The sequence below is a fragment of the Streptomyces sp. NPDC005955 genome, assembly GCF_042871255.1.
Taxonomy (GTDB): Bacteria; Actinomycetota; Actinomycetes; order Streptomycetales; family Streptomycetaceae; genus Streptomyces.
This window is the reverse complement of record NZ_JBIAIF010000001.1, coordinates 266,310-285,088: the sequence shown is the minus strand read 5'-3', so window position 1 is coordinate 285,088 and position 18,779 is coordinate 266,310. Positions and strand designations below refer to the sequence as shown.

The 18,779-nt window shown below is 72.2% G+C and carries 14 protein-coding genes and 1 CRISPR repeat array; of the genes, 2 read left to right on the top strand and 12 right to left on the bottom strand.

Annotated elements, in window-relative coordinates; genetic code table 11:
* Positions 1 to 43 precede the first annotated feature (43 nt).
* Positions 44 to 2,116 (bottom strand): TPM domain-containing protein, encoded by a 2,073-nt coding sequence (locus tag ACFYOU_RS01170; protein WP_391302525.1) that lies wholly within the window; start codon positions 2,114 to 2,116, stop codon positions 44 to 46.
* Between the two features lie 221 nt (positions 2,117 to 2,337).
* Between ACFYOU_RS01170 and ACFYOU_RS01165 the strand changes: the two genes are divergently transcribed.
* Complete coding sequence (locus tag ACFYOU_RS01165; protein ID WP_391302523.1) at positions 2,338 to 2,718, top strand: hypothetical protein; 381 nt, start codon at positions 2,338 to 2,340, stop codon at positions 2,716 to 2,718.
* A 17-nt stretch (positions 2,719 to 2,735) separates the two neighbouring features.
* On the opposite strand, the gene ACFYOU_RS01160 is transcribed toward ACFYOU_RS01165, so the two are convergent.
* The 5 genes from ACFYOU_RS01160 to ACFYOU_RS01140 form a co-directional block, all read right to left on the bottom strand.
* Positions 2,736 to 4,154, bottom strand: a complete 1,419-nt coding sequence (locus ACFYOU_RS01160) for a glucoamylase family protein (RefSeq protein ID WP_391303757.1) — start codon at positions 4,152 to 4,154, stop codon at positions 2,736 to 2,738.
* Between the two features lie 277 nt (positions 4,155 to 4,431).
* Positions 4,432 to 5,628, bottom strand: a complete 1,197-nt coding sequence (locus ACFYOU_RS01155; protein ID WP_391302521.1) for a family 1 glycosylhydrolase — start codon at positions 5,626 to 5,628, stop codon at positions 4,432 to 4,434.
* A 117-nt stretch (positions 5,629 to 5,745) separates the two neighbouring features.
* The gene (locus ACFYOU_RS01150) at positions 5,746 to 6,642 is read right to left on the bottom strand and encodes an ABC transporter permease subunit (protein ID WP_391302519.1); all 897 of its coding nucleotides are present in this window, start codon (positions 6,640 to 6,642) and stop codon (positions 5,746 to 5,748) included.
* Positions 6,639 to 7,652, bottom strand: coding sequence for an ABC transporter permease subunit (locus ACFYOU_RS01145; protein ID WP_391302517.1), 1,014 nt, complete (start codon positions 7,650 to 7,652; stop codon positions 6,639 to 6,641). The genes ACFYOU_RS01150 and ACFYOU_RS01145 overlap by 4 nt, the downstream gene beginning before the upstream one ends.
* Before the next feature lie 5 nt (positions 7,653 to 7,657).
* Positions 7,658 to 8,902, bottom strand: a complete 1,245-nt coding sequence (locus tag ACFYOU_RS01140) for an extracellular solute-binding protein (RefSeq protein WP_391302515.1) — start codon at positions 8,900 to 8,902, stop codon at positions 7,658 to 7,660.
* 541 nt (positions 8,903 to 9,443) lie between these two features.
* On the opposite strand from ACFYOU_RS01140, the gene ACFYOU_RS01135 reads away from it, so the two are divergent.
* On the top strand, positions 9,444 to 10,532 hold the full coding sequence (locus tag ACFYOU_RS01135; RefSeq protein WP_391302513.1) for an acetylxylan esterase: 1,089 nt from the start codon (positions 9,444 to 9,446) through the stop codon (positions 10,530 to 10,532).
* A gap of 13 nt (positions 10,533 to 10,545) precedes the next feature.
* Here the strand turns inward: ACFYOU_RS01135 and ACFYOU_RS01130 are convergent, their stop codons facing one another.
* The 6 genes from ACFYOU_RS01130 to ACFYOU_RS01105 form a co-directional block, all read right to left on the bottom strand.
* Complete coding sequence (locus ACFYOU_RS01130) at positions 10,546 to 11,655, bottom strand: substrate-binding domain-containing protein (protein WP_391302511.1); 1,110 nt, start codon at positions 11,653 to 11,655, stop codon at positions 10,546 to 10,548.
* A gap of 230 nt (positions 11,656 to 11,885) precedes the next feature.
* Positions 11,886 to 12,276: a CRISPR direct-repeat array (repeat unit 25 nt; unit sequence CCAACCCCGCACGCGCGGGGACGAC).
* A 595-nt stretch (positions 12,277 to 12,871) separates the two neighbouring features.
* Positions 12,872 to 14,125, bottom strand: a complete 1,254-nt coding sequence (locus tag ACFYOU_RS01125; RefSeq protein ID WP_391302509.1) for a helix-turn-helix domain-containing protein — start codon at positions 14,123 to 14,125, stop codon at positions 12,872 to 12,874.
* A gap of 228 nt (positions 14,126 to 14,353) precedes the next feature.
* Entirely contained in the window at positions 14,354 to 15,139 is a 786-nt protein-coding gene (locus ACFYOU_RS01120) for a succinate dehydrogenase/fumarate reductase iron-sulfur subunit (protein WP_391302507.1), read from the bottom strand.
* On the bottom strand, positions 15,136 to 17,091 hold the full coding sequence (locus ACFYOU_RS01115; protein ID WP_391302505.1) for a fumarate reductase/succinate dehydrogenase flavoprotein subunit: 1,956 nt from the start codon (positions 17,089 to 17,091) through the stop codon (positions 15,136 to 15,138). The genes ACFYOU_RS01120 and ACFYOU_RS01115 overlap by 4 nt, the downstream gene beginning before the upstream one ends.
* Positions 17,091 to 17,912, bottom strand: coding sequence for a hypothetical protein (locus tag ACFYOU_RS01110; RefSeq protein WP_389765098.1), 822 nt, complete (start codon positions 17,910 to 17,912; stop codon positions 17,091 to 17,093). Before ACFYOU_RS01110 ends, ACFYOU_RS01115 begins: the two co-directional genes overlap by 1 nt.
* Before the next feature lie 60 nt (positions 17,913 to 17,972).
* Complete coding sequence (locus ACFYOU_RS01105) at positions 17,973 to 18,317, bottom strand: hypothetical protein (protein WP_391302503.1); 345 nt, start codon at positions 18,315 to 18,317, stop codon at positions 17,973 to 17,975.
* Positions 18,318 to 18,779: the final 462 nt, after the last annotated feature.

The following is an 18,779-nucleotide window of genomic DNA, read 5'->3' as shown; positions in this document are numbered from 1 at the left end:
CTGGTGTCGTCGCGACGTTCCGCGGCCGGTGCCGCAACTGCTGTCAGAACCGTCCGCCCCCACCCCTGCGGCCCCGGGTGGCACCGCCGCCGAAGCTCCCCGGACCGAAACCGCCCCGCCCCGACGGACCCCCGAAACCGCCCGCGCCGCCGGACCGGCCGAGACCGCCCAGCACCTGGCCGAGGATGATCCCGCCGAGCACCGCGCCGCCCGTCCCCCCACTGCCACCGGGGCGCCCGCCGTACGGGGTGCCGCGCGCCCGCACGTCCTGCTCCGCCAACTGCCGGGCCTCCCGGGCCAACGCGTCCGCCCGCTGGGCGTCGGCGAGCGCACCCGCCGGGTCGCCCGTCGCCCCCTGGGCCCGCGCCAGATGACGTTCCGCCTCGGCGAGCCGGGTCCGCGCCTGGCTGCCCACCGCGCCCCGGTGCGTGGTGACGTAGTCCGCCGCCGTACCGACCGCACTGCGACCCGTCAGCAGCGCCTGCCCGAGCAACGACCGGGCGCGCACCTGTGTCGCCTCCCGCTCCCGCGCCCCCGCCAACGCCGCGTCGAGCGCCCCGTCGGCCTCCTCCAACCTCCGCAGTGCGCCGATCGGGTCGTAGGGGCCCGCCGCCCGCTCCGCCCCCACGTCGTGCAGCACCGCCTCGGCGCGCGCGACCCGGCCCCTGAGGTCCGCCGTCGGCTCGCCCGCCCCCGTGCCGTCGAGCATGCCGCGCGCCTCGGCGAGGTCCGTCTCCGTCTCCGTCAGCGCACCCGGCACGGCCCGGTCCGCCGCCGCGATCTCCTCGGCCAGCCGCTCCACCGCCGCCACGAAGGTCCCCGCCTGGTCCAGGGCCCCCTCGGCGGCCCGCAACTGGACGGCGGCCCGACCGCTGTCCCCGGCGGCCACCGCCTCACGGGCACCCGCCAGGCCCGCCGCCGCGAACACCAACCGGTCCTTCGCCTGCTCCACATGGCCCGCCACCGGCACCGAAGCGGCCGGTGCGTAAGCGGCGCCGAGCCGGTCCAGGGTCTTCTGCGCGCCCTCCGTCCGGCTGCTGACCTGCTGGTACACCCCGTCGGCCTGCTCCAGCGCCGCGGGCGCCGACTGCTCCAGGGCCCGCAGCCGGTCGAACGCCGCCGACTCCGCGTCCAGCCGACGGTTCGCCTCCGTGCAACGCGCGATGATCTCGTCCAGCATCCGCCGTCGGGTGGCGTCGTCCTCCGGGAACGCGTCGTCGAGCTGCTGGCGCAACCGGAACGCGGCCGTCAGCTCCGTACGGGCGTACTCCAACGCCTCGGTGAACGGCCGGGTGGCCTCCTCGCCGAACTGCGCCGTGGCGAAACCCAGCTCCTCCGCACTGGTGCGCACCGCGTCGTCGGTCGTCACCAGCAGCCGCCGGGCCCGCCCGTCCCACTCGGGCAGCGGGACGGGACCCGGCGCGCCCGGGGCCCTGGCCCCCCACTCGGGACCCTGCCGCACCGTCTTCGCGCGCCGTCGCTTGCGGGCGACCGCGTACACCGCGAGCGCGCCGGCCGCGCCCACCGCGACCACCGGGAGCACGAAGTCCCCGGTGCCCACGTCCGGACCGACCAGGCTGCCCGGATCGGGGTCACCGGGCGTCAGCGACGGCACGGGGACGGGCCGCCCCGACAGCACCGCGTCCATCCCGTCGGCGGCGCCGATCCCGGCGCCCGCCCAGTCGTTCGCCCGGAGCGCCGGCTCGATCGCCGTGCGGGCGACCGCGGCGAGCTGCGCATCGGTCAGCCGGACGTCCTGGTCCACCGAGTACGCGTACTGGCGGTCGTGCGTGGCGACGGCCAGCAGCAGGTCGTCCAGCCCGAGGCCACCGCGGTCCGCGGTCGCGTCCGCCCAGCTCTGCGGCGTCCGCCCGGAGAAGTCGCGCACGTACACCAGGTACAGCTGGAGGCCCTGATCGCGGTCCAGGCGTTCCAGGGCGGCGGCCACCTCGTCGCGGCGGTCACCGAGGGCGCCGACCGTGTCGGTGATCTGCCCGGTGCGGGACAGCGGTACGGGATCGTCCGCGCGGGTGACCCCGGCGGCACCGAGCACGAGCCCCAGCCCGAGCAGCACCGCCAGCGCGAGCAGGGCCACCGGCCCGCCACGCGCGAGCACGGCCCCCGTCCGCCGCACGGTCCGTCGAGGGTGCGCCGGCCACCCCGGCGCGCCCTCCCACCTGCCCGGACCCCGCGGGGGCCGACTCCTGGGCGACGTCACATCCTTGAACATATGACCCCGCACCCCGCCCCGCGACCGCGATCGTGCGGCAGCCGCGGCACCGCGGGCGGGCTCCCGGGCACGCCCCGCTGTCAGTGGGGGCGGTCATCCTGGACCCCATGACCACCCCGACACTGATCACCACCTGGCGCACCCTCCTCGCCGACCCCCACAAGACCTGGGCCCTGTTCGAGCACGGCACCTGCGTGGTCCTCGCGACCGCGTCCGGTGACCCCGCGGGCCGGGCCGCCGACCTCCTCGCTCAGTTCGGTCCGGTGGGCGCGGGCTCGGCCGCGGGGGACTTCGGCGTCATCACGCCGGACGCCGTCGAGGGCTGGGTGGTCACCGGTCACCACCCGGACGTCCTCACCTACGTCGCGCCCCAGGAGGTGGCGGAGCCGACGGACCTGTCCGTCGGGCTCTACGGCCGCACCAAACGCGCGCTGGACGCCGTCGGGCTGCGGATCGTGCACCTGGAGAACGGGCGCGACGACGGCTGAGCCGGTGCGGCCGGCGCTCAGATGCTGAACCGCTCCCGGGCCAGCAGCGGCTTGACCCGGGAGGCGAACCCGCCCGTCCGGAAGGGGCGTTGGAGCAGCCCGGGCCGTAGCTCCTGGGCGAGCGCGGCGGCGATCATGCCCTGGTCCAGGGCGAGGACGAAGTCGCTGACCCGCCCGCTGCGGACGTCCACGGAGTCCCGGAACCCGTACCCGTCGTCGTACGCACCGAAGTCCCGGGCGAGCGCGCGGAGGTTGGCGACGGCCTCGCCGCGCGCCTGGGGCAGGGCGAGGAACGAGGCGTGCGGGGTGACCACCCCGTGCGACCGGTACCCCTCGGTCTGCATGCCCATCGCGTCCACGCCGTACTCGCGGTAACCGCCGTCGGGCACGTTGGATGGGGAGAAGCCCCAGTACCCGTACCCCTCCTCGACGAGTCCGTGTTCGATCTGGCCGCGCACGTAGTGCTCGTGGGAGCGGCCCCAGGCGTGCGGGGACCACGCGGACTCGGGGACGAACAGCGGCACCATCAGCGCCTCGAACATCGATCCGCCCCAGCTGGGCACCAGCTTGCGGCCCCGGTAGGAGTAGTGGCCGTTCCACACCCGGACGCCGTCCACGGTGACGTACGAGCCGCCCGGCGTCTGCTCCTGCTCCCACTCGGGCAGCATCGTCCGGTACATGCACCAGTAGTGCTGCGCGGGCAGCGAACCGTCCGCGATGCCGAGGTAACTCGCCATCCGGGGCTCGGTGTTCAGGGCGCCGTAGTGGTGGCCGGTGGGCTCGTCGGTGTCGGTCCAGACGCCGCCGCGCAACTGGCCCGGACGCTGCGCCGGGTCGGCCGCGTCGTACGGGGTGTAGAAGAACGACCAGTCGGCGGTGGCGAGGATGCGGGCGATGCGGCGGCGCAGCGAGGGGTCGGCGTCGGCGGCGATCCGCAGCCCGGCGACCAGCCAGGCGTTGTCGACGGAGGAGAGGAACGGACGGACGGCCGCGCCGGTCTCCGGCCACTGCGTCAGCGTCGAACCGTCGTACGCGTCGTACCAGTTGAGCCAGAAGCCGTGGTGCCGTTCCAGCTTCTCCACGGCGGCGACGGTACGGGCGAGGTCGCGGCGCATGGTGCCCCGGCTGATCACCCCGAGTCCGGCGGCGGCCACCGTGGACCACAGACCGCAGCCGATGTTGGTGGGCGAGGTCTGGCGGGAGGGGACCGGGCGGCCGGCGGCGCTGAGGTCCGTCTTGTCGGCGGTGAGCCCGAAGTCCGTGGTCATCGCGTCGATCGAGCGGTAGGTGTCGCGGAACCACCGGTGCAGCAGGGGCGCGTCGGCGGCGGGTGCGCGGGACGGGTCGCGGTGCGCGGCGGCCCGGGCCGGTGCGGCGGCCAGGGTCAGGGCGGCGGCCCCGGCTCCGGCGGTGGTGAGGAACGATCGACGGTGCAGGCGGATGCGGTCCATGCGGTTCCAGCTCCTGGTGTCGGGAGGTGTGGAGTCGTGCGGAGGGCCGTGCAGCGCGGCGGTCGGGCCCGCGGCACGTCGGTGCCGCCCCGCGCGGGAGCGGTCGGGGCGCTGCGGGTGGGGATGCGGGGGAGCGGGGGAGCGGGGGAAATGGGGGGGTGGGGGGGTGGGGGACGCCGTCGGCCCGGCGGGGCTGCGACGGGCCGACGGCGTCGTCCGGTGGGGCGCGGGGCGGCGGAGGGGGCCGCCCCGCGCCCGCGGCTCACTCCCCGGTGGGGAGTTCCCGGGTGCGGCCGAGCCCGCCGAGCCAGACGGCGGAGGGCTTGGCGGTGCGCTCGAAGGTCACCGGGTCGTAGGAGATCAGCCCGAAGGTGGGCGCGAAGGAGCCCCACTCGTAGTTGTCGAGTGCGCTCCAGTGCAGGTAGCCGCGGATGTCGAGCCCGTCCCGCAGCGCCGCTTCGACCTCCTCCAACGCGCCCTTGGTGTAGGCGATGCGGCGGTCGTCGTCATCGGTGGCGATGCCGTTCTCGGTGACGATCAGCGGGACGTCGCCCACCACGTCCGCGGTGTGCCGCAGGGCGTGGCCGACGGCCGCCGGGTAGTACTCCCAGCTGGTCAGGGTGCGCTCGACGTCCTCGGGTGCCGGGATGGGTCCGTCGGGGCCGATCCGGGTCCGGGTGTAGGACTGGACGCCGATCCAGTCGTCACCGCGGGCGGCCTCGATGAACACGTCCTCGCGCGGGTGCCGGTAGGCGGCGGTGACCCCTTCGGCGCCGGGAAGTGCCTGGTAGACCTGGTTGGCGATGGTCCAACCGACCTGGATGTCCGGGTTGACGGCCTTGACGGCCTTCGACGCGGCGTGGTGGACGGCGATGATCGCGCGGGTGGTGTCCTCGTCGGGCGTCGGCAGTCCGGCCGGCGGGAAGCCGATGTCCCCGGCCTTGGCGGCCCCGGCCATCACGGCGATCATGTTCGGCTCGTTGATGGTGCAGACGTGGTCCACGCCCTCGGCGATGACCGGGGCGGTGGCCTCGACGTACCGGGTGAACAGGTCCACGGCCTCGTCGGCGGTCCAGCCGCCCAGGTCCTCGAACCACTGCGGGACGGTGAAGTGGTGCAGGGTCACCATCGGGCGCAGACCACGGGCCCGGGCGCCCTCGACCATGCGGCGGTAGTGGGCGATCTCGGCGTGCGAGAAGTGACCGCGGGCCGGCTCGATGCGGGCCCACTCGATGCTGAACCGGTAGTCGGTGAAGCCGAGCTCCGCGAGCAGGTCCATGTCCTCGGGCCAACGGTGGTAGCTGTCGGCCGCGTCCAGGCTCGGTTCCTGGATGTGGGAGGTGCCGCTGTGCTCCTTGCGCCACCAGTCGCTGGTGGTGTTGTTGCCCTCGATCTGGTGGGCGGCGGTGGAGGCCCCCCAGAGGAAGCCGTCGGGGAACCGTGTCGGGGCGTGCGTCATCGTCCTGTCTCTCTGGTGGGTGCGGGCGCGCTCCGGTCCCAAGGGGCCCGAGGGGTGGGGGAGCGGCCCGGCGTGCGGGGGGAGCGAATCGGATGTCGAGAAGGGGGGCGGGCGGCGCTACTTCATGCCGGCGGTGGCGATGCCCTGGGTGAAGTGGCGCTGGAGCACGGCGAAGACGAGCAGCACCGGCAGCACGATCAGGAAGGACCCGGCCATCAGCATGCCGTTGGAGCCGGCCGACTGGTTGGGGTCGGTGGCGAAGGTCGCCAGCGCCACCGGGAGCGTGTACTTGTCGGGGTCGTTGGTGGCGATCAACGGCCACACGAAGTTGTTCCAGGACCCCAGGAAGGTGAAGATCGTCAGCGTGGCGAGGGCGGGCTTGACCAGCGGCATCACGATCCGCCAGAAGATGTACCACTCCCCGGCGCCGTCCATCCGCGCCGCTTCCAGCAGTTCGTCCGGGATCGACTGCATGAACTGCCGCATGAGGAAGACCCCGAAGGCGCCCGCCGCGAACGGCAGCACCAGACCGGCGTACGAGTCGATCAGCTGCAACTTGCTCATCAGCACGAACAGCGGCAGCAGCATCAGGTTGCCGGGCACCATCAGCGCACCGAGCACCAGCCCGAAGAGCTTGTTGCGGCCGGCGAACCTGAGCTTGGCGAGCGCGTAGCCGAGCATCGAGCAGAAGAGCAGGTTGGAGACGGTGACGAGGGTCGCCACGATCACCGAGTTGAGGAAGTAGCGCGGGAGGTCCAGCCGGTCCAGCAGTCGCTCGAAGTGCGCGAGCGTCCACTCGGTGGGCAGCCACACGGGCGGTGAGGCGCTGAGCTCCTCGTTGGTCTTGAATGCCGACAGCGCCATCCACAGGAACGGTGCCGACATGATCAGCAGACCGAGCGAGACCAGTGCGTACACCAGCACCCGGCGCAGTCGCGGACCGGTCGACCGCGGCGGCGCGGCGCCGGTCGGGGCGGGCGGGGCGGCGACCGGGGTGGACTTCGTGGCGCTCATGCCGTGTTGTCCTTCAGCAGTCGGAGCTGGAGCACGGTGATGCCCATGATCACCACGAAGAGGACGTACGCCATCGCGCTCGCATAGCCCATGTGGAAGAAGTTGAAGCCCTCGCGGTACATGTGCAGCGAGACGGTGAGCGTGCTGTCCGAGGGACCGCCCTGGGTCATCACGAACGGCTCCTCGAAGACGTTGAGGTAACCGATCGTGGTGATCACGGTGGCGTACAGCAGGGTCGGCCGCAGCAGCGGCACGGTGATCCGGCGGAACTCGCCCCAGGGACCGGCGCCGTCGAGCTTCGCGGCCTCCCGCACCTCGGTGGGGATGGCCTGGAGCCCGGCGATGAAGAGCACCATGACCGTGCCCATGTTCCGCCACACCGCCATCAGGATCAGCGACGGCATCGCGAGCTTCTCGTCACCGAGGAAGTCCGGCGCGGTGAGCCCGACCTCGGCGGCGAGACCGGCGATCAGCCCGTCCGCCGGGTCGAGGACGAACCGCCACACCACGGCGACGGCGACGATCGAGGTGACCACGGGGGCGTAGAAGCCGACGCGGAAGAAGGTGCGCGCCCGGTCGATGCCGTTGTTGAGGAGCACCGCGACCAGCAGACCGAGTCCGATGGTGAGCGGAACCCCGATGACGACGAAGTAGGCCGTGTTGAAGAGGGCGGTGAGGAACTTCTCGTCGCCGAAGAGCTTCGTGTAGTTCTCGAAGCCGACGAACTCGGCCTCCAACGGGTCGGTCACGTTGCGCAACCCGAAGTCCGTGAAGCTCATGACGAGCGTCGCGATGATCGGGAAGGCCATGAAGACCGCGAACAGCACGAGGAACGGGGTGGAGAACAGCCACCCGGCGAGGTTCTGCGTGCCCAGCCGCGCCTTGCGTCGCCCGCGGCCCCGGCGGTCGGCCCCGCTGTCGGGTGCCGTCCCGCCCGGGCCGGGGCGGCCGCCCGGCCCGGCCTTCGCCCTGGCCGCGCCGGCGGCGGCAGGTCCGGTCGTGGTGCTCATCGCCGCTACTCCACGAGGCTTTCGACCTCGGACTGCGCCTTCTTCGCGGCGTCCTCGGCGGAGGCCTTGCCCTGGGTCACGGACTCGATGGCGGTGTCGACCTTCGAGGTGATCTCGGACCACTCGGCGAGCGGCGGCGAGGTCTTCGCGGTCTCCATCTGCTTCCGGAAGACCTGGAGGTTCGGGTCCTCGGCCAGCGCGCCGGACTCCCAGGCGGCGGTGGCGGCGGGCAGGTCACTGGTCCGCTCGAACCAGTCCTCCTGACCCTTGGTGTCCGTCAGGTACTTGATGAACTCCTTGGCGGCCGGCTTGTTGTCGCTGTCCTTGGAGATCACCAGGCTGGAGCCGCCGGCCATGGACACGGACTGCTCCCCGGTCGGGACGGGGGCGACGGCCCACTTGCCGTCCAGGTCCGGGTACTGGGTCTTCAGCATCGACATGATCCACGGGCCGGAGAAGAACATCGGCACGTCGCCGGTGTTGAAGTCCTTGGTCACGTCGTAGCCGGGCTGCACGCTCTTCTTGGCCAGGCCCTCGTCGAAGTACGCCCCGTACTCCTCGAACGCCTTCACCGCGGCCGGGCTGCCGATGGCCGCCTTGCCGTCCTCGCCGACGATCTCGCCGCCCGCCGAGTACAGGAACGGGTAGAAGCTCTGGACGGTGTCCAGGCCGCTGGGCTGGATCGACAGGCCCCACTTCGTCCCGGCCTCGTCCTGGTACGCGGCGGCGGCCGACCGGAGCTCCGCCCAGGTGGCGGGCGGCTCGTCGATGCCGGCCTGCTTCGCGAGGTCGGTGCGGTAGTAGAGGACGCGGGTGTCGACGTACCACGGCACGCCGTACGCCTTGCCGTCCACGACCCCCTGGTCCCACCCGGCCGGGAAGAAGTCCTTCTGGTCGAACATCTCGGTGTCGACGGGTTCCAGGGCGTCGATCGCGGCGAACTCGCCCATGTACGTCCCGCCCATCTGCGCGATGTCCGGGAGGTTGCCCGCGGCGGCCGCGGCGACGAGCTTCTGGTGGGCGACGTCCCAGCCGACGGGGGTCACCTTGACGGTCACGTTCGGGTTCGCCTCGGTGTACTCCTTGGCGACGTCGCCGAGCTTCTCGCCCTCGGCGCCCATGGCCCACACGGTGAGCGTCTGCTTCGCGTCGGCGGCGACGCTCTCACCGCCCGACGTCCCGCAGGCGGTTGTTCCGAACGCCGTCGCGAGGGCGATGGCGACCGTGGCGGTTCTGGCGGCGCGGTGCATGGACGGCTCCTCCTTGAGCTTCCCGGGCCTTGCTGGCGTCCCTGACTCCTCGCGCCCGAAGACCCCTGATCGTCTTCGGGTACCCAGGACGCCCGCCCGTGATGTATGCGCTGTCTGTAAGCGCATACATCACTCTGCGCCAGGCGTTCCGGGATATGCAAGGGGGCTTTACATCACACTCCGGTAACGGCGCCCGCGGGTCGCCCGCCCTCCGGTGTGCGCCGGTGCGGGCCCTCCGGGTGGGGGGTCCGTGCGGGGAGCGGGTGCGCGGTGTCGTGCGAGGTCTGTCGCATGGGGGTGGGGGCTCACGGCTCGGGGGTGGGGGGATATGTATGAGTTGCAGCACCTTGCACGCTAGATCGGATGTTTGCGCACGGAAAGGGAATGTGGCGCACAACGCTTTCACCCCGCCCGGTCGGGGCCGGGGCGGGGCGGTGTGGCGAGCAGGGTGCCCGCGGTCGAACTCGCCGCCTGTCGAGCGGGTCGGGTGCGCGCTCGGAGCCCGGTGCCCCCAGCGGTCCGCACGACCTAGGCTCCGGCCATGCCCGTACCGCCCGTACCGCCCGTACCACCCGTACCGTCTGGCTCATCCGTACCGGTCGAGCCGTCGTCCCGCTCGACGCCCGCCGTGCCGGAGCGGGCGCCGGACCTGCCGCACCCGTTCCCCTTCGATCCCGCGCACGGGTACGAACCGGCCCGGCTGCTCGCCGTGACCCCGCCCCCGGAGCCCGCCGGCTTCGACGCGTTCTGGCGCTCCCGGTACGCGGCGGCCCGCGCCGTCGACCCCGACCCCGTCGTCGGCCCTCCCGAGGACGAACGGGACGGCGTACGGCTCCACCCGCTCACGTACGCCTCCACCGGGGGCGTCCGCACCGGCGGCTGGCTGGCGCTCCCCGCCGACGGGCGGCCCGCCCGGTACGGGTTCGTGATCGGACACGGCTACGACGGCCGGGACACCCCGGCGCCCGCCCTGCCGCTCCCGCTGTCCGGGTCCGCCGCGATCCTGCCCTGCGCCCGCGGACTGCCCGCCCGGGGACTCCAGCCGGACGTGCCCGACACCGCCGACGCGCACGTCCTGCACGGGATCGGCTCGCGCGACACCTACGTCATCGGCGGTTGCGTGGACGACCTGTGGTGCGCTGCCTCCGCGCTGCTCCGCCTCGTCCCCGAACTCGCCGCCCCCGGGGCTCCCCGACTCGGGTACGTGGGCGAGAGCTTCGGCGGCGGGATCGGCGCGCTGGCGCTGCCCTGCGACGAACGGTTCGGCGCCGCCCAGCTCACGGTGCCCACCTTCGGGCACCACCCGCTACGGCTCACGATGCCGTGCACGGGCAGCGGCGAGGCGGTGCGCGCCCACCACGCACGGCACCCGGAGGTCACCGACGTCCTCGCCCACTTCGACGCGGCGACGGCGGCGACCCGGCTGCGCATCCCGGCCCTGGTCGCACCCGCGCTGTTCGACCCGGCGGTGCCGCCGCCCGGACAGTTCGCCGTGCACAACGCGGTGGCCGGGCCGCGCGAGTCGTACGTCCTGACGGCCGGACACTTCGAGCACGAGGGGACCCGCGCCGAGTACGCGGGGCTGGACGCGGCCCGGCGACGGTTCTTCGCCCGCTGGCTGGGGGCCTGACCCCCGTCGTACGTCAGCAGCCGCAGCTCGCGCGCCGGGCCACCGTCACCGGCAGCATCAGCGAAACGGGCACGCCCGGGGCCACCTCCGGCACGCCGGGCACCCGCTCGCTCCCGTCGCCGCCCAACCTGCGCACCAGCAACTCCACGGCCGCCTCGCCCATCTGCCGCATCGGCTGACGGACGGTGGTCAGCGCCGGGCGCACCAGACGGCTCAGCGGAATGCCGTCGAACCCGGTCACTGCGACGTCCTCCGGCACCCGCACGCCCCGGCGCTCCAGCGCGTGCAGCGCGCCCACCGCCATCTGGTCGTTGGCGAACAACATGCCCTGCGGCGGCGGTTCACCGTCCGCTTGCGCGCGGTCGAGCAGGGCGTCGGCGGCGCGGGCGCCCTCGGCGCGGGTCATCATCGGGGCCCGCAGATCGGGTTCGTCCCGCACCGGGACGCCCGCCTCCTCGCAGGCCGCCCGGTACCCGCGGAAACGGGCCGCCACGTCGGGGGAGTCCTCGGCGCTCCCGATGAACGCCAGCCGCCGCAGCCCGTGGTCCACGATCAGGTGCCGGGTCAGCGCGCGCTCGCCGTCCTCGTTGGCCGCCTCGATGTGGTCGAGGTGGTCCAGCTGCTCGGACTCGCGCGGACCCGCCAACATCACCACGGGCAGCCGTCGCGAGATGACCTCCAGGTCCTCGGTGGGCACCGTCCGGGCCAGCACTGCGAAGCCGTCCACCCGGCCCGCGACCTTCGCCACCAGGCTCTCCGGGCCGCCGGCCAGCGAGGCGGCGATGAGCAGGGCGTACCCGTGGCGACGGGCGGCGCGTTCCATGCCCCGGATGATCTGGTCCGAGTAGAGCATCGCGGCGTCATCGTCGTCGGACTCGCCCGCCTCGTGCTCCGCGTCGGGGTCCGAGTAGTCCGGGAAGCAGAGGCCGAGCACGCCCGTGGAGCGGCTGGCCAGGCCCCGGGCGTTCCCGCTCGGCACGTAGCCGAGTTCCCGCGCGGCGGCGAGTACGCGGTCGCGCGTCTGCTGCCGTACGGAGTCGGGGTTGCGGTACACCCGCGACACCGTCGCGATCGACACTCCGGAGCGCTCCGCGACGTCGTACACCGTGGGGGCTGTGCTCACCCGACTGACCGCCTGCCTGTCCGTACGTATCCCCTGGTGGGTGCGCCGGCACGGGGGTGCCTGCGCTCATGAAAGCGCATTCACAGTAGGTCGCGGGGCGGGGTGCGGGCAAGGTGGGCCCGGGGCGGTGCCCTGGGGGCGGGGTGCGCTTGGGCCCCGCGGAGCGGGGATCGCTGACCGGCGCGGACGCAGGTACCGCCGTGGTTGGGGCTACCCCCGCATGCGCGGGGACGACGCCGTCCGCGCGGGGACGGCACGGTGGCCGCACTGCTGAACCAGACGAACACGGGACCAACCCCGCACGCGCGGGGACGACTCATACAGTGCTATCTCGGACGGTTGAGTGATGGGGCCAACCCCGCACGCGCGGGGACGACGAGGACGGCGTGAACGCCCAGGTCGTGTGGCTGGGACCAACCCCGCACGCGCGGGGACGACCCACAGACCACGACGTGGTTGTCCCGGTTGAGGGGGCCAACCCCGCACGCGCGGGGACGACTGGCCTTCGGCGTCGAGGATGTGTCGGCGGGTGGGGCCAACCCCGCACGCGCGGGGACGACCGCTCGCCGTCGATGCCGTTGCGGGGGTTCTCGGGGCCAACCCCGCACGCGCGGGGACGACAGGTCGCGACCTGGGGTTTTACTGGCCGGGGGAGCTGTTTTTCATCAGAAGCGGAAGGTCCGGCAAATCGAGCAAATGACGTGTACCGGCTCGCCGTCGAAGCATCTCGCCCCCATGGACGTTCGTGTTCACCCCGGACCCTGCGCGTCCGGGTGCTGGCACCGTACCGGAGGGTCGCGGTCGGCGGTAACGGGGAGATCGTTCCGTTCGAGCAGGGATCGGTGGAGTAGCCATCCTCTGGGGGGCGGGGTGCACGGTGTGGGGAAGTGGCAGGTTTGTTACGCTATGCGGCCTGCCGGGTGCGCAACGCGTTGTGCCGGGCGGTGCGTTCAGCCCGGGCGATCTGCGTCTGCGTGTAGATGCGCCGTCCTCGTTCGTCGGACCACCCCCGCGCATGCGGGGAGCACCCTTCCGACTTGCGGCTTCCAAACGGCGTTGCCGTCTCTTGATCAGCGAACCCAGCTGCGTCACCCCCAACTTCATCCTGCCAACGACTGCTCCGCCTGACGGGAGTTCGCAGCGAGGCGGCCGCGTCCGCGAACCGGACCTCACCGTGCTCCGGCGCGCAGTAGCCTCGCGCTCACCACTGACCGACTCAAGCAGAGAGGAACCCGAGGGTCACCGCGAGGTCGGACGCCTGTCGACGGCGGTTTGTGAGGGAGGAGTTCGCCTCCTCAAGGACGATCCGCTTGGCGTACCCGTTGTAGGCGACGGTCTCCGGAGCGCTGCGGTGCGCTTCCTTCAGCATCGCCAACGCGGCGTCGGGCTGGCCGTCCAGGTGGTAGCCCCGGGCCGCTTCGATCCAGTGGCGGGCCCGACGCGGTCGCGAGGCGATGGCCGAGGTGTCGGTGGCCGCCGCATGGCGCACCGATTCGTTCCCCGCACGCAACTCGACGGCGACCGTCACCGCGTGAGCACCCATCACGGCACGGGAGAAGCTGGTGATCGGGTGGTAGTAGTCCCAGGGCAGTCGGTCGGCCATCGCCCGTGCCGTGTCCCAGTACCGCCAGGCGGTGCCGGTCTCCCCGCGGCAGGCGGCCGTGTACCCGACCTCGAAGGTGAGCGCTCCGGTGATGGCGAGGACTGTGTCCGGGGCGTCCGGCAACAGCGGTTCGAGGAACGCCAACGTCCCCCGGTTGATGGCGTCGGCCGCATCGAAGTGGGCGGGTCCGCCGTCGCGGTGAGCCTGGGTCGCGAGCCATGCGGCCACCCCGATGGCGTGCGGGTCCTCCGATTCCTGGGCGGCGATCAGAGCGCGTTCGGCCACGCGCCACAACAGTGCGGCGTCCGGCTGGTAGGCGACGAAGAACTGCGCGAGTGAGTACACCTCGGAGAGGACGGCTTGCCCCGCCCGCCGCTGGTCGGCCCGGTCGGCCTGCCGTACCGCCAGCTGAGCGTCGAGGATCAGCCCCGGGAGCAGCGCGCCGATCACTTCCCGGTGGTGGGGCGAGGAGTGGCGCGCGGTCCATGCGCGGGTGACCCGGGAGGCGAGGTGGTCGACGGGGGGTGCCTGGTGTTGCGTGCTGAGGGGGTAGGCGTCAACGGCCGCCTTGACCTCGCCGAGCCGTGCGTGTCCCGCTCCGGCGAAGAGGGGCAAACAGCTGTGTTGGTCGCCCGTCAGTTCTGTGAGGTCACGAACCCTCAGCACCTCCGCGAGCCGTAGCACGACGGGTAGCCGGGGGACCGAGCGCTGCCCGCTCTCCAGCTTCTTGACCCACTCTGCGGAGTACCCGGTGAGGCCCCCGAGCTGTGGGCGGCTGAGGCCACGTCGCATGCGGAGCATCCGGAGCCGTTGCCCGAAGGCGATCGGTTCGTCCTGCGGGCCGGCCGGGTCAGCGGTGGACGGCATGGCGTGTTGCCCCTCTCTGCGCTACTCGTCCTCGTCAGAGTAGGGGCCGGAGTGCGGTTGGCGTCGGAACTGCTCCCTTCGAGTGAACGCACTTATCTGGCACGCGAGTTCGTGTTCCTCGGAACGTCGGACGAGCGCCGTCCGGGCCCGCCGCGGAGGTTGACGTACACCACCGCGACGGACCAGGGCCCCGTACCCGCGCAACCGCGCCCCGTACAGCCGTGCGGGCTACTCGCCGCGGCGGCGGATCTTGTTGCCGAGCCAGACCAGGGGGTCGTACTTGCGGTCGGCGGCCCGCTCCTTGAGGGGGATCAGTGCGTTGTCGGTGATGTGGATGCCCTCCGGACAGACCTCCGTACAGCACTTGGTGATGTTGCAGTACCCGAGCCCGTGCTCGTCCTGCGCGGTGGTCTTGCGGTCGAGACCGGTGTCGGCCGCGGCGTCCAGCGGATGCATGTCGAGTTCGGCGATGCGCATCAGGAACCGCGGACCGGCGAACGCCGCCTTGTTCTCCTCGTGGTCCCGGACCACGTGACAGGTGTCCTGACACAGGAAGCACTCGATGCACTTGCGGAACTCCTGCGACCGGTCCACGTCCTCCTGCTGCATGCGGTACTCGCCGGGCGCCAGGTCCGGCGGCGGGACGAAGGACGGGATCTCGCGGGCCTTGGTGTAGTTGAAGCCCACGTCCGTGACGAGGTCCCGCACCACGGGGAACGCGCGCAACGGGGTCACCGTGATGGTCTCGGTACGGTCGAAGACCGACATCCGGGTCATGCACAGCAACCGCGGCCGCCCGTTGATCTCGGCGCTGCACGAACCGCACTTGCCGGCCTTGCAGTTCCAGCGGACCGCGAGGTCGGGCGCCTGGGTGGCCTGGAGGCGGTGGATGATGTCGAGGACCACCTCGCCCTCGTTCACCTCGACCCGGAAGTCGCCCAGGTCACCGCCGCCCGCGTCCCCGCGCCAGACCCGGAAGTGTGCCTCGTAACTGGTGGATGCGGAGGTCGTCACTCGTACAGCTCCTCTTCGGCGAGGTACTTGACCAGCTCCTCCTTGTCGAAGAGGGCCAGCAGATCGGAGCGGATGGGGTCGGTCTCGACGCGGGTGAGGTCGATCTGTGCCTCGCGGGGGTCCCGTCCGGAGCTCAGGGGCCCGGTGAGCGAGCACAGCAGGTTGACGTTGCGCCAGGAGCGCTCCATGCCGGGGCGGTCCTCACGGGTGTGGCCGCCCCGGCTCTCGGTGCGTTCCCGTGCGGCCCGCGCCACGCACTCGCTGACCAGCAGCATGTTCCGCAGGTCGAGCGCGAGGTGCCAGCCCGGGTTGAACTGCCGGTGCCCCTCGACGGTCACCCGGCGCGCCCGTACCCGCAGGTCTTCCAGCCGCTCCAGGGCCCGGGTCATCTCCGCCTCCCGACGGATGATGCCGACCAGGTCGTTCATCGTCTGCTGGAGTTCCTGGTGCAGCGTGTACGGGTTCTCCTGCGGCAGCGTCGCGTCCGACGTCCCTGCTGAGTCCGCCGCGTCGGTGTCCTCCGTGCCGAACGGTCGGAGCGCTTCGGTCACCGCCTCCTGGACCTGTTCGTCGGCCGCGACCGGGCGTTCGTCCGTCAGCCGGGCCGCGTACCGGGCCGCGTGCAGTCCCGCCCGGCGGCCGAAGACCAGCAGGTCGGACAGGGAGTTGCCGCCGAGCCGGTTGGAGCCGTGCATGCCGCCCGCGACCTCGCCCGCCGCGAACAGCCCGGGCACCCCGCGGGCCGCCGCCGTGTCGGATTCCACGGAGACGCCGCCCATGACGTAGTGGCAGGTGGGCCCGACCTCCATCGGCTCGGCCGTGATGTCGACGTCCGCCAGTTCCTTGAACTGGTGGTACATCGACGGGAGTCGACGCCGGATGACCTCCGCGGGCATGCGGGTGGAGACGTCGAGGAACACCCCGCCGTGCGGGGAGCCGCGGCCCGCCTTCACCTCGGAGTTGATCGCCCGGGCCACCTCGTCGCGGGGGAGCAGTTCCGGGGGGCGACGGTTGCGGTCGGGGTCCTCGTACCAGCGGTCGCCCTCCTCCTCCGTCTCCGCGTACTTCTCCTTGAAGACGTCGGGCACGTAGTCGAACATGAAGCGCCGGCCCTCGGAGTTGCGCAGGACGCCGCCGTCCCCGCGCACCGACTCGGTGACCAGGATGCCCTTCACCGAGGGCGGCCAGACCATGCCCGTCGGGTGGAACTGCACGAACTCCATGTTCACCAGGGGCGCCCCGGCCATCAGCGCCAGCGCGTGCCCGTCGCCCGTGTACTCCCACGAGTTGGACGTCACCTTGAAGGATTTGCCGATGCCCCCGGTCGCCAGGACCACCGCGGGGGCTTCGATGACGACGAAACGACCCGTCTCGCGTTCGTAGCAGAAGACGCCGGCCACCCGTCCGTCCGGAGCCTTCAGGATGCGGGTGACCGTGTACTCCTGGAACACCTTGAGGCAGCACTCGTGGTCGCCGGACTCGGTCGCCGCGGCCTGCTGGAGGGAGACCACCTTCTGCTGGAGCGTGCGGATCAGCTCCAGACCGGTGCGGTCGCCGACGTGGGCGAGGCGCGGGTACTCGTGGCCGCCGAAGTTGCGCTGCGAGATGCGGCCGTCGTGGGTGCGGTCGAAGAGGGCGCCCCAGGTCTCCAGTTCCCACACCCGGTCGGGTGCCTCCTGGGCGTGCAGCTCCGCCATCCGCCACTGGTTGAGGAACTTGCCGCCGCGCATGGTGTCGCGGAAGTGGACCTTCCAGCCGTCGCCCGAGTTGACGTTGCCCATCGCCGCCGCGATGCCGCCCTCGGCCATCACCGTGTGCGCCTTGCCGAACAGGGACTTGCAGATCACCGCCGTCCGCAGGCCCTGTTCCCGCGCCTCGATCGCCGCGCGCAGTCCGGCGCCACCGGCGCCCACCACGACAACATCCCACTGCTGCCGTTCCACCTGAAGCATCAGAACAACCTCGGATCGTCGAGTGCACCGCTGGCCAGGAGGTACACGTAGAAGTCGGCGAGCCCCACGCTCACCAGGGACGCCCACGCGAGCTGCATGTGACGGGCGTTGAGCTTGCCGACCCACCCCCACAGCCGGTAGCGGACGGGATGTTTGGAGAAGTGTTTGAGCCGTCCGCCCACGATGTGCCGGCACGAGTGGCAGGACAGGGTGTACGCCCAGATCAGCACGATGTTCACCAGGAAGACGAGGGTGCCCAGGCCCATGTGCCCCCAGGCGTAGTCCGCGTCCCGGAACGTCAGGGCGGTGTCGTAGGTGAGGACGACGGCGACGAGGAGCGCCGCGTAGAAGAAGTACCGGTGGAGGTTCTGGAGGACCAGCGGGAAGCGGGTCTCACCGCTGTACTTCCGGTGCGGTTCGGCCACCGCGCAGGCGGGCGGCGAGGCCCAGAACCCCCGGTAGTACGCCTTGCGGTAGTAGTAACAGGTGAGGCGGAAGCCCAGCGGGAACACCAGGACGATCAGCGCGGGGGACAGGCCCCACCAGCCGCCGAGGACCTCCCAGTTGGGGCCGCCGCGCATCGGGGCGCAGTTCTCGGCGAGGCAGGGGGAGTAGAAGGGGGAGACGTACGGGGCCGCGTAGTAGTCGGTGTTCGCGAACGCCCGCCACGTCGAGTAGACGATGAAGGCCAGCAGCCCGGCCGCGGTGCCGGCGGGGGCCAGCCACCAGCGGTCGGTGCGCAGGTGCGGGGCGTCGATGGCGGCGCGGGTGCCTGTTCTGACACCGCCGCGGGGGATGGGGGGTTCCGTGCCAGTGGCCAACGAGGACTCCACTCGGGTCGGGACTCGGGCTCGGGGCGGGGCCCCCGGGCCGCGAGCGACTCAGGGGCCGTGGCGGTGCAGAGCGCCGAGTCCCTCGTCGTCCGCGTCCGTCCACAGGGTGCTGTCGTACGGGGTGTCGGGAATCCGTACGACGTCCGGCCCGGGGGCCGGTCGGTGCGGGGCGGCGGTCGGTCGCCGGTGCGTACCGCCCTTGGTGCCGGGTCCACCGTCCGCCGCGTGGACCTCCCTCAGGAGGTCGATGCTCTCCCTGAGGTGAGCGGCGTCGGTACGGACCCGTCGGATCTCCAGTCCGTCCCGCCCGACGTGCTCCGCCAGCCGTCCGACGGTTCGGGTCAGGTCGTCGATGCAGCGCTGTACAGCCGTCAAGTCGTCGTGGACAGACATGATTTGCCCTCATTTCCGCGATGGCGGGCGGCAATGTTCATGCGCTGCGAGTGTTCCGTGTCACATCGCGACTTGGGAAGACGCCGGCCGCGCTTTCTTGACACTGTCCGGTAGTGGTGGTGGGCGTGGGGTGAGAGGGGTCTCACGTGCGCAGGTGGCGCCCGGTCCCCCGTTCGCTCCGGGCGCGGTCCGGTCGGCCGTCCACTGACTGGATTGCTTCCGGTCACCCTGGGGGTGTCGGCGACGTCCCACCGCAGGTCCGCGGCCCCTGAGCGGGTGCGATCCGCTCGATGTGCGCGGTGCGGTGCGGTGCGCTGTGGGTTCGCGCAGTTCCCCGCGCCCCTGAGGCGGTGCGATCTGCTCGACGTGCGCGGTGCGGTGCGGTGCGCTGTGGGTTCGCGCAGTTCCCCGCGCCCCTGAGGCGGTGCGATCTGCTCGACGTGCGCGGTGCGGTGCGGTGCG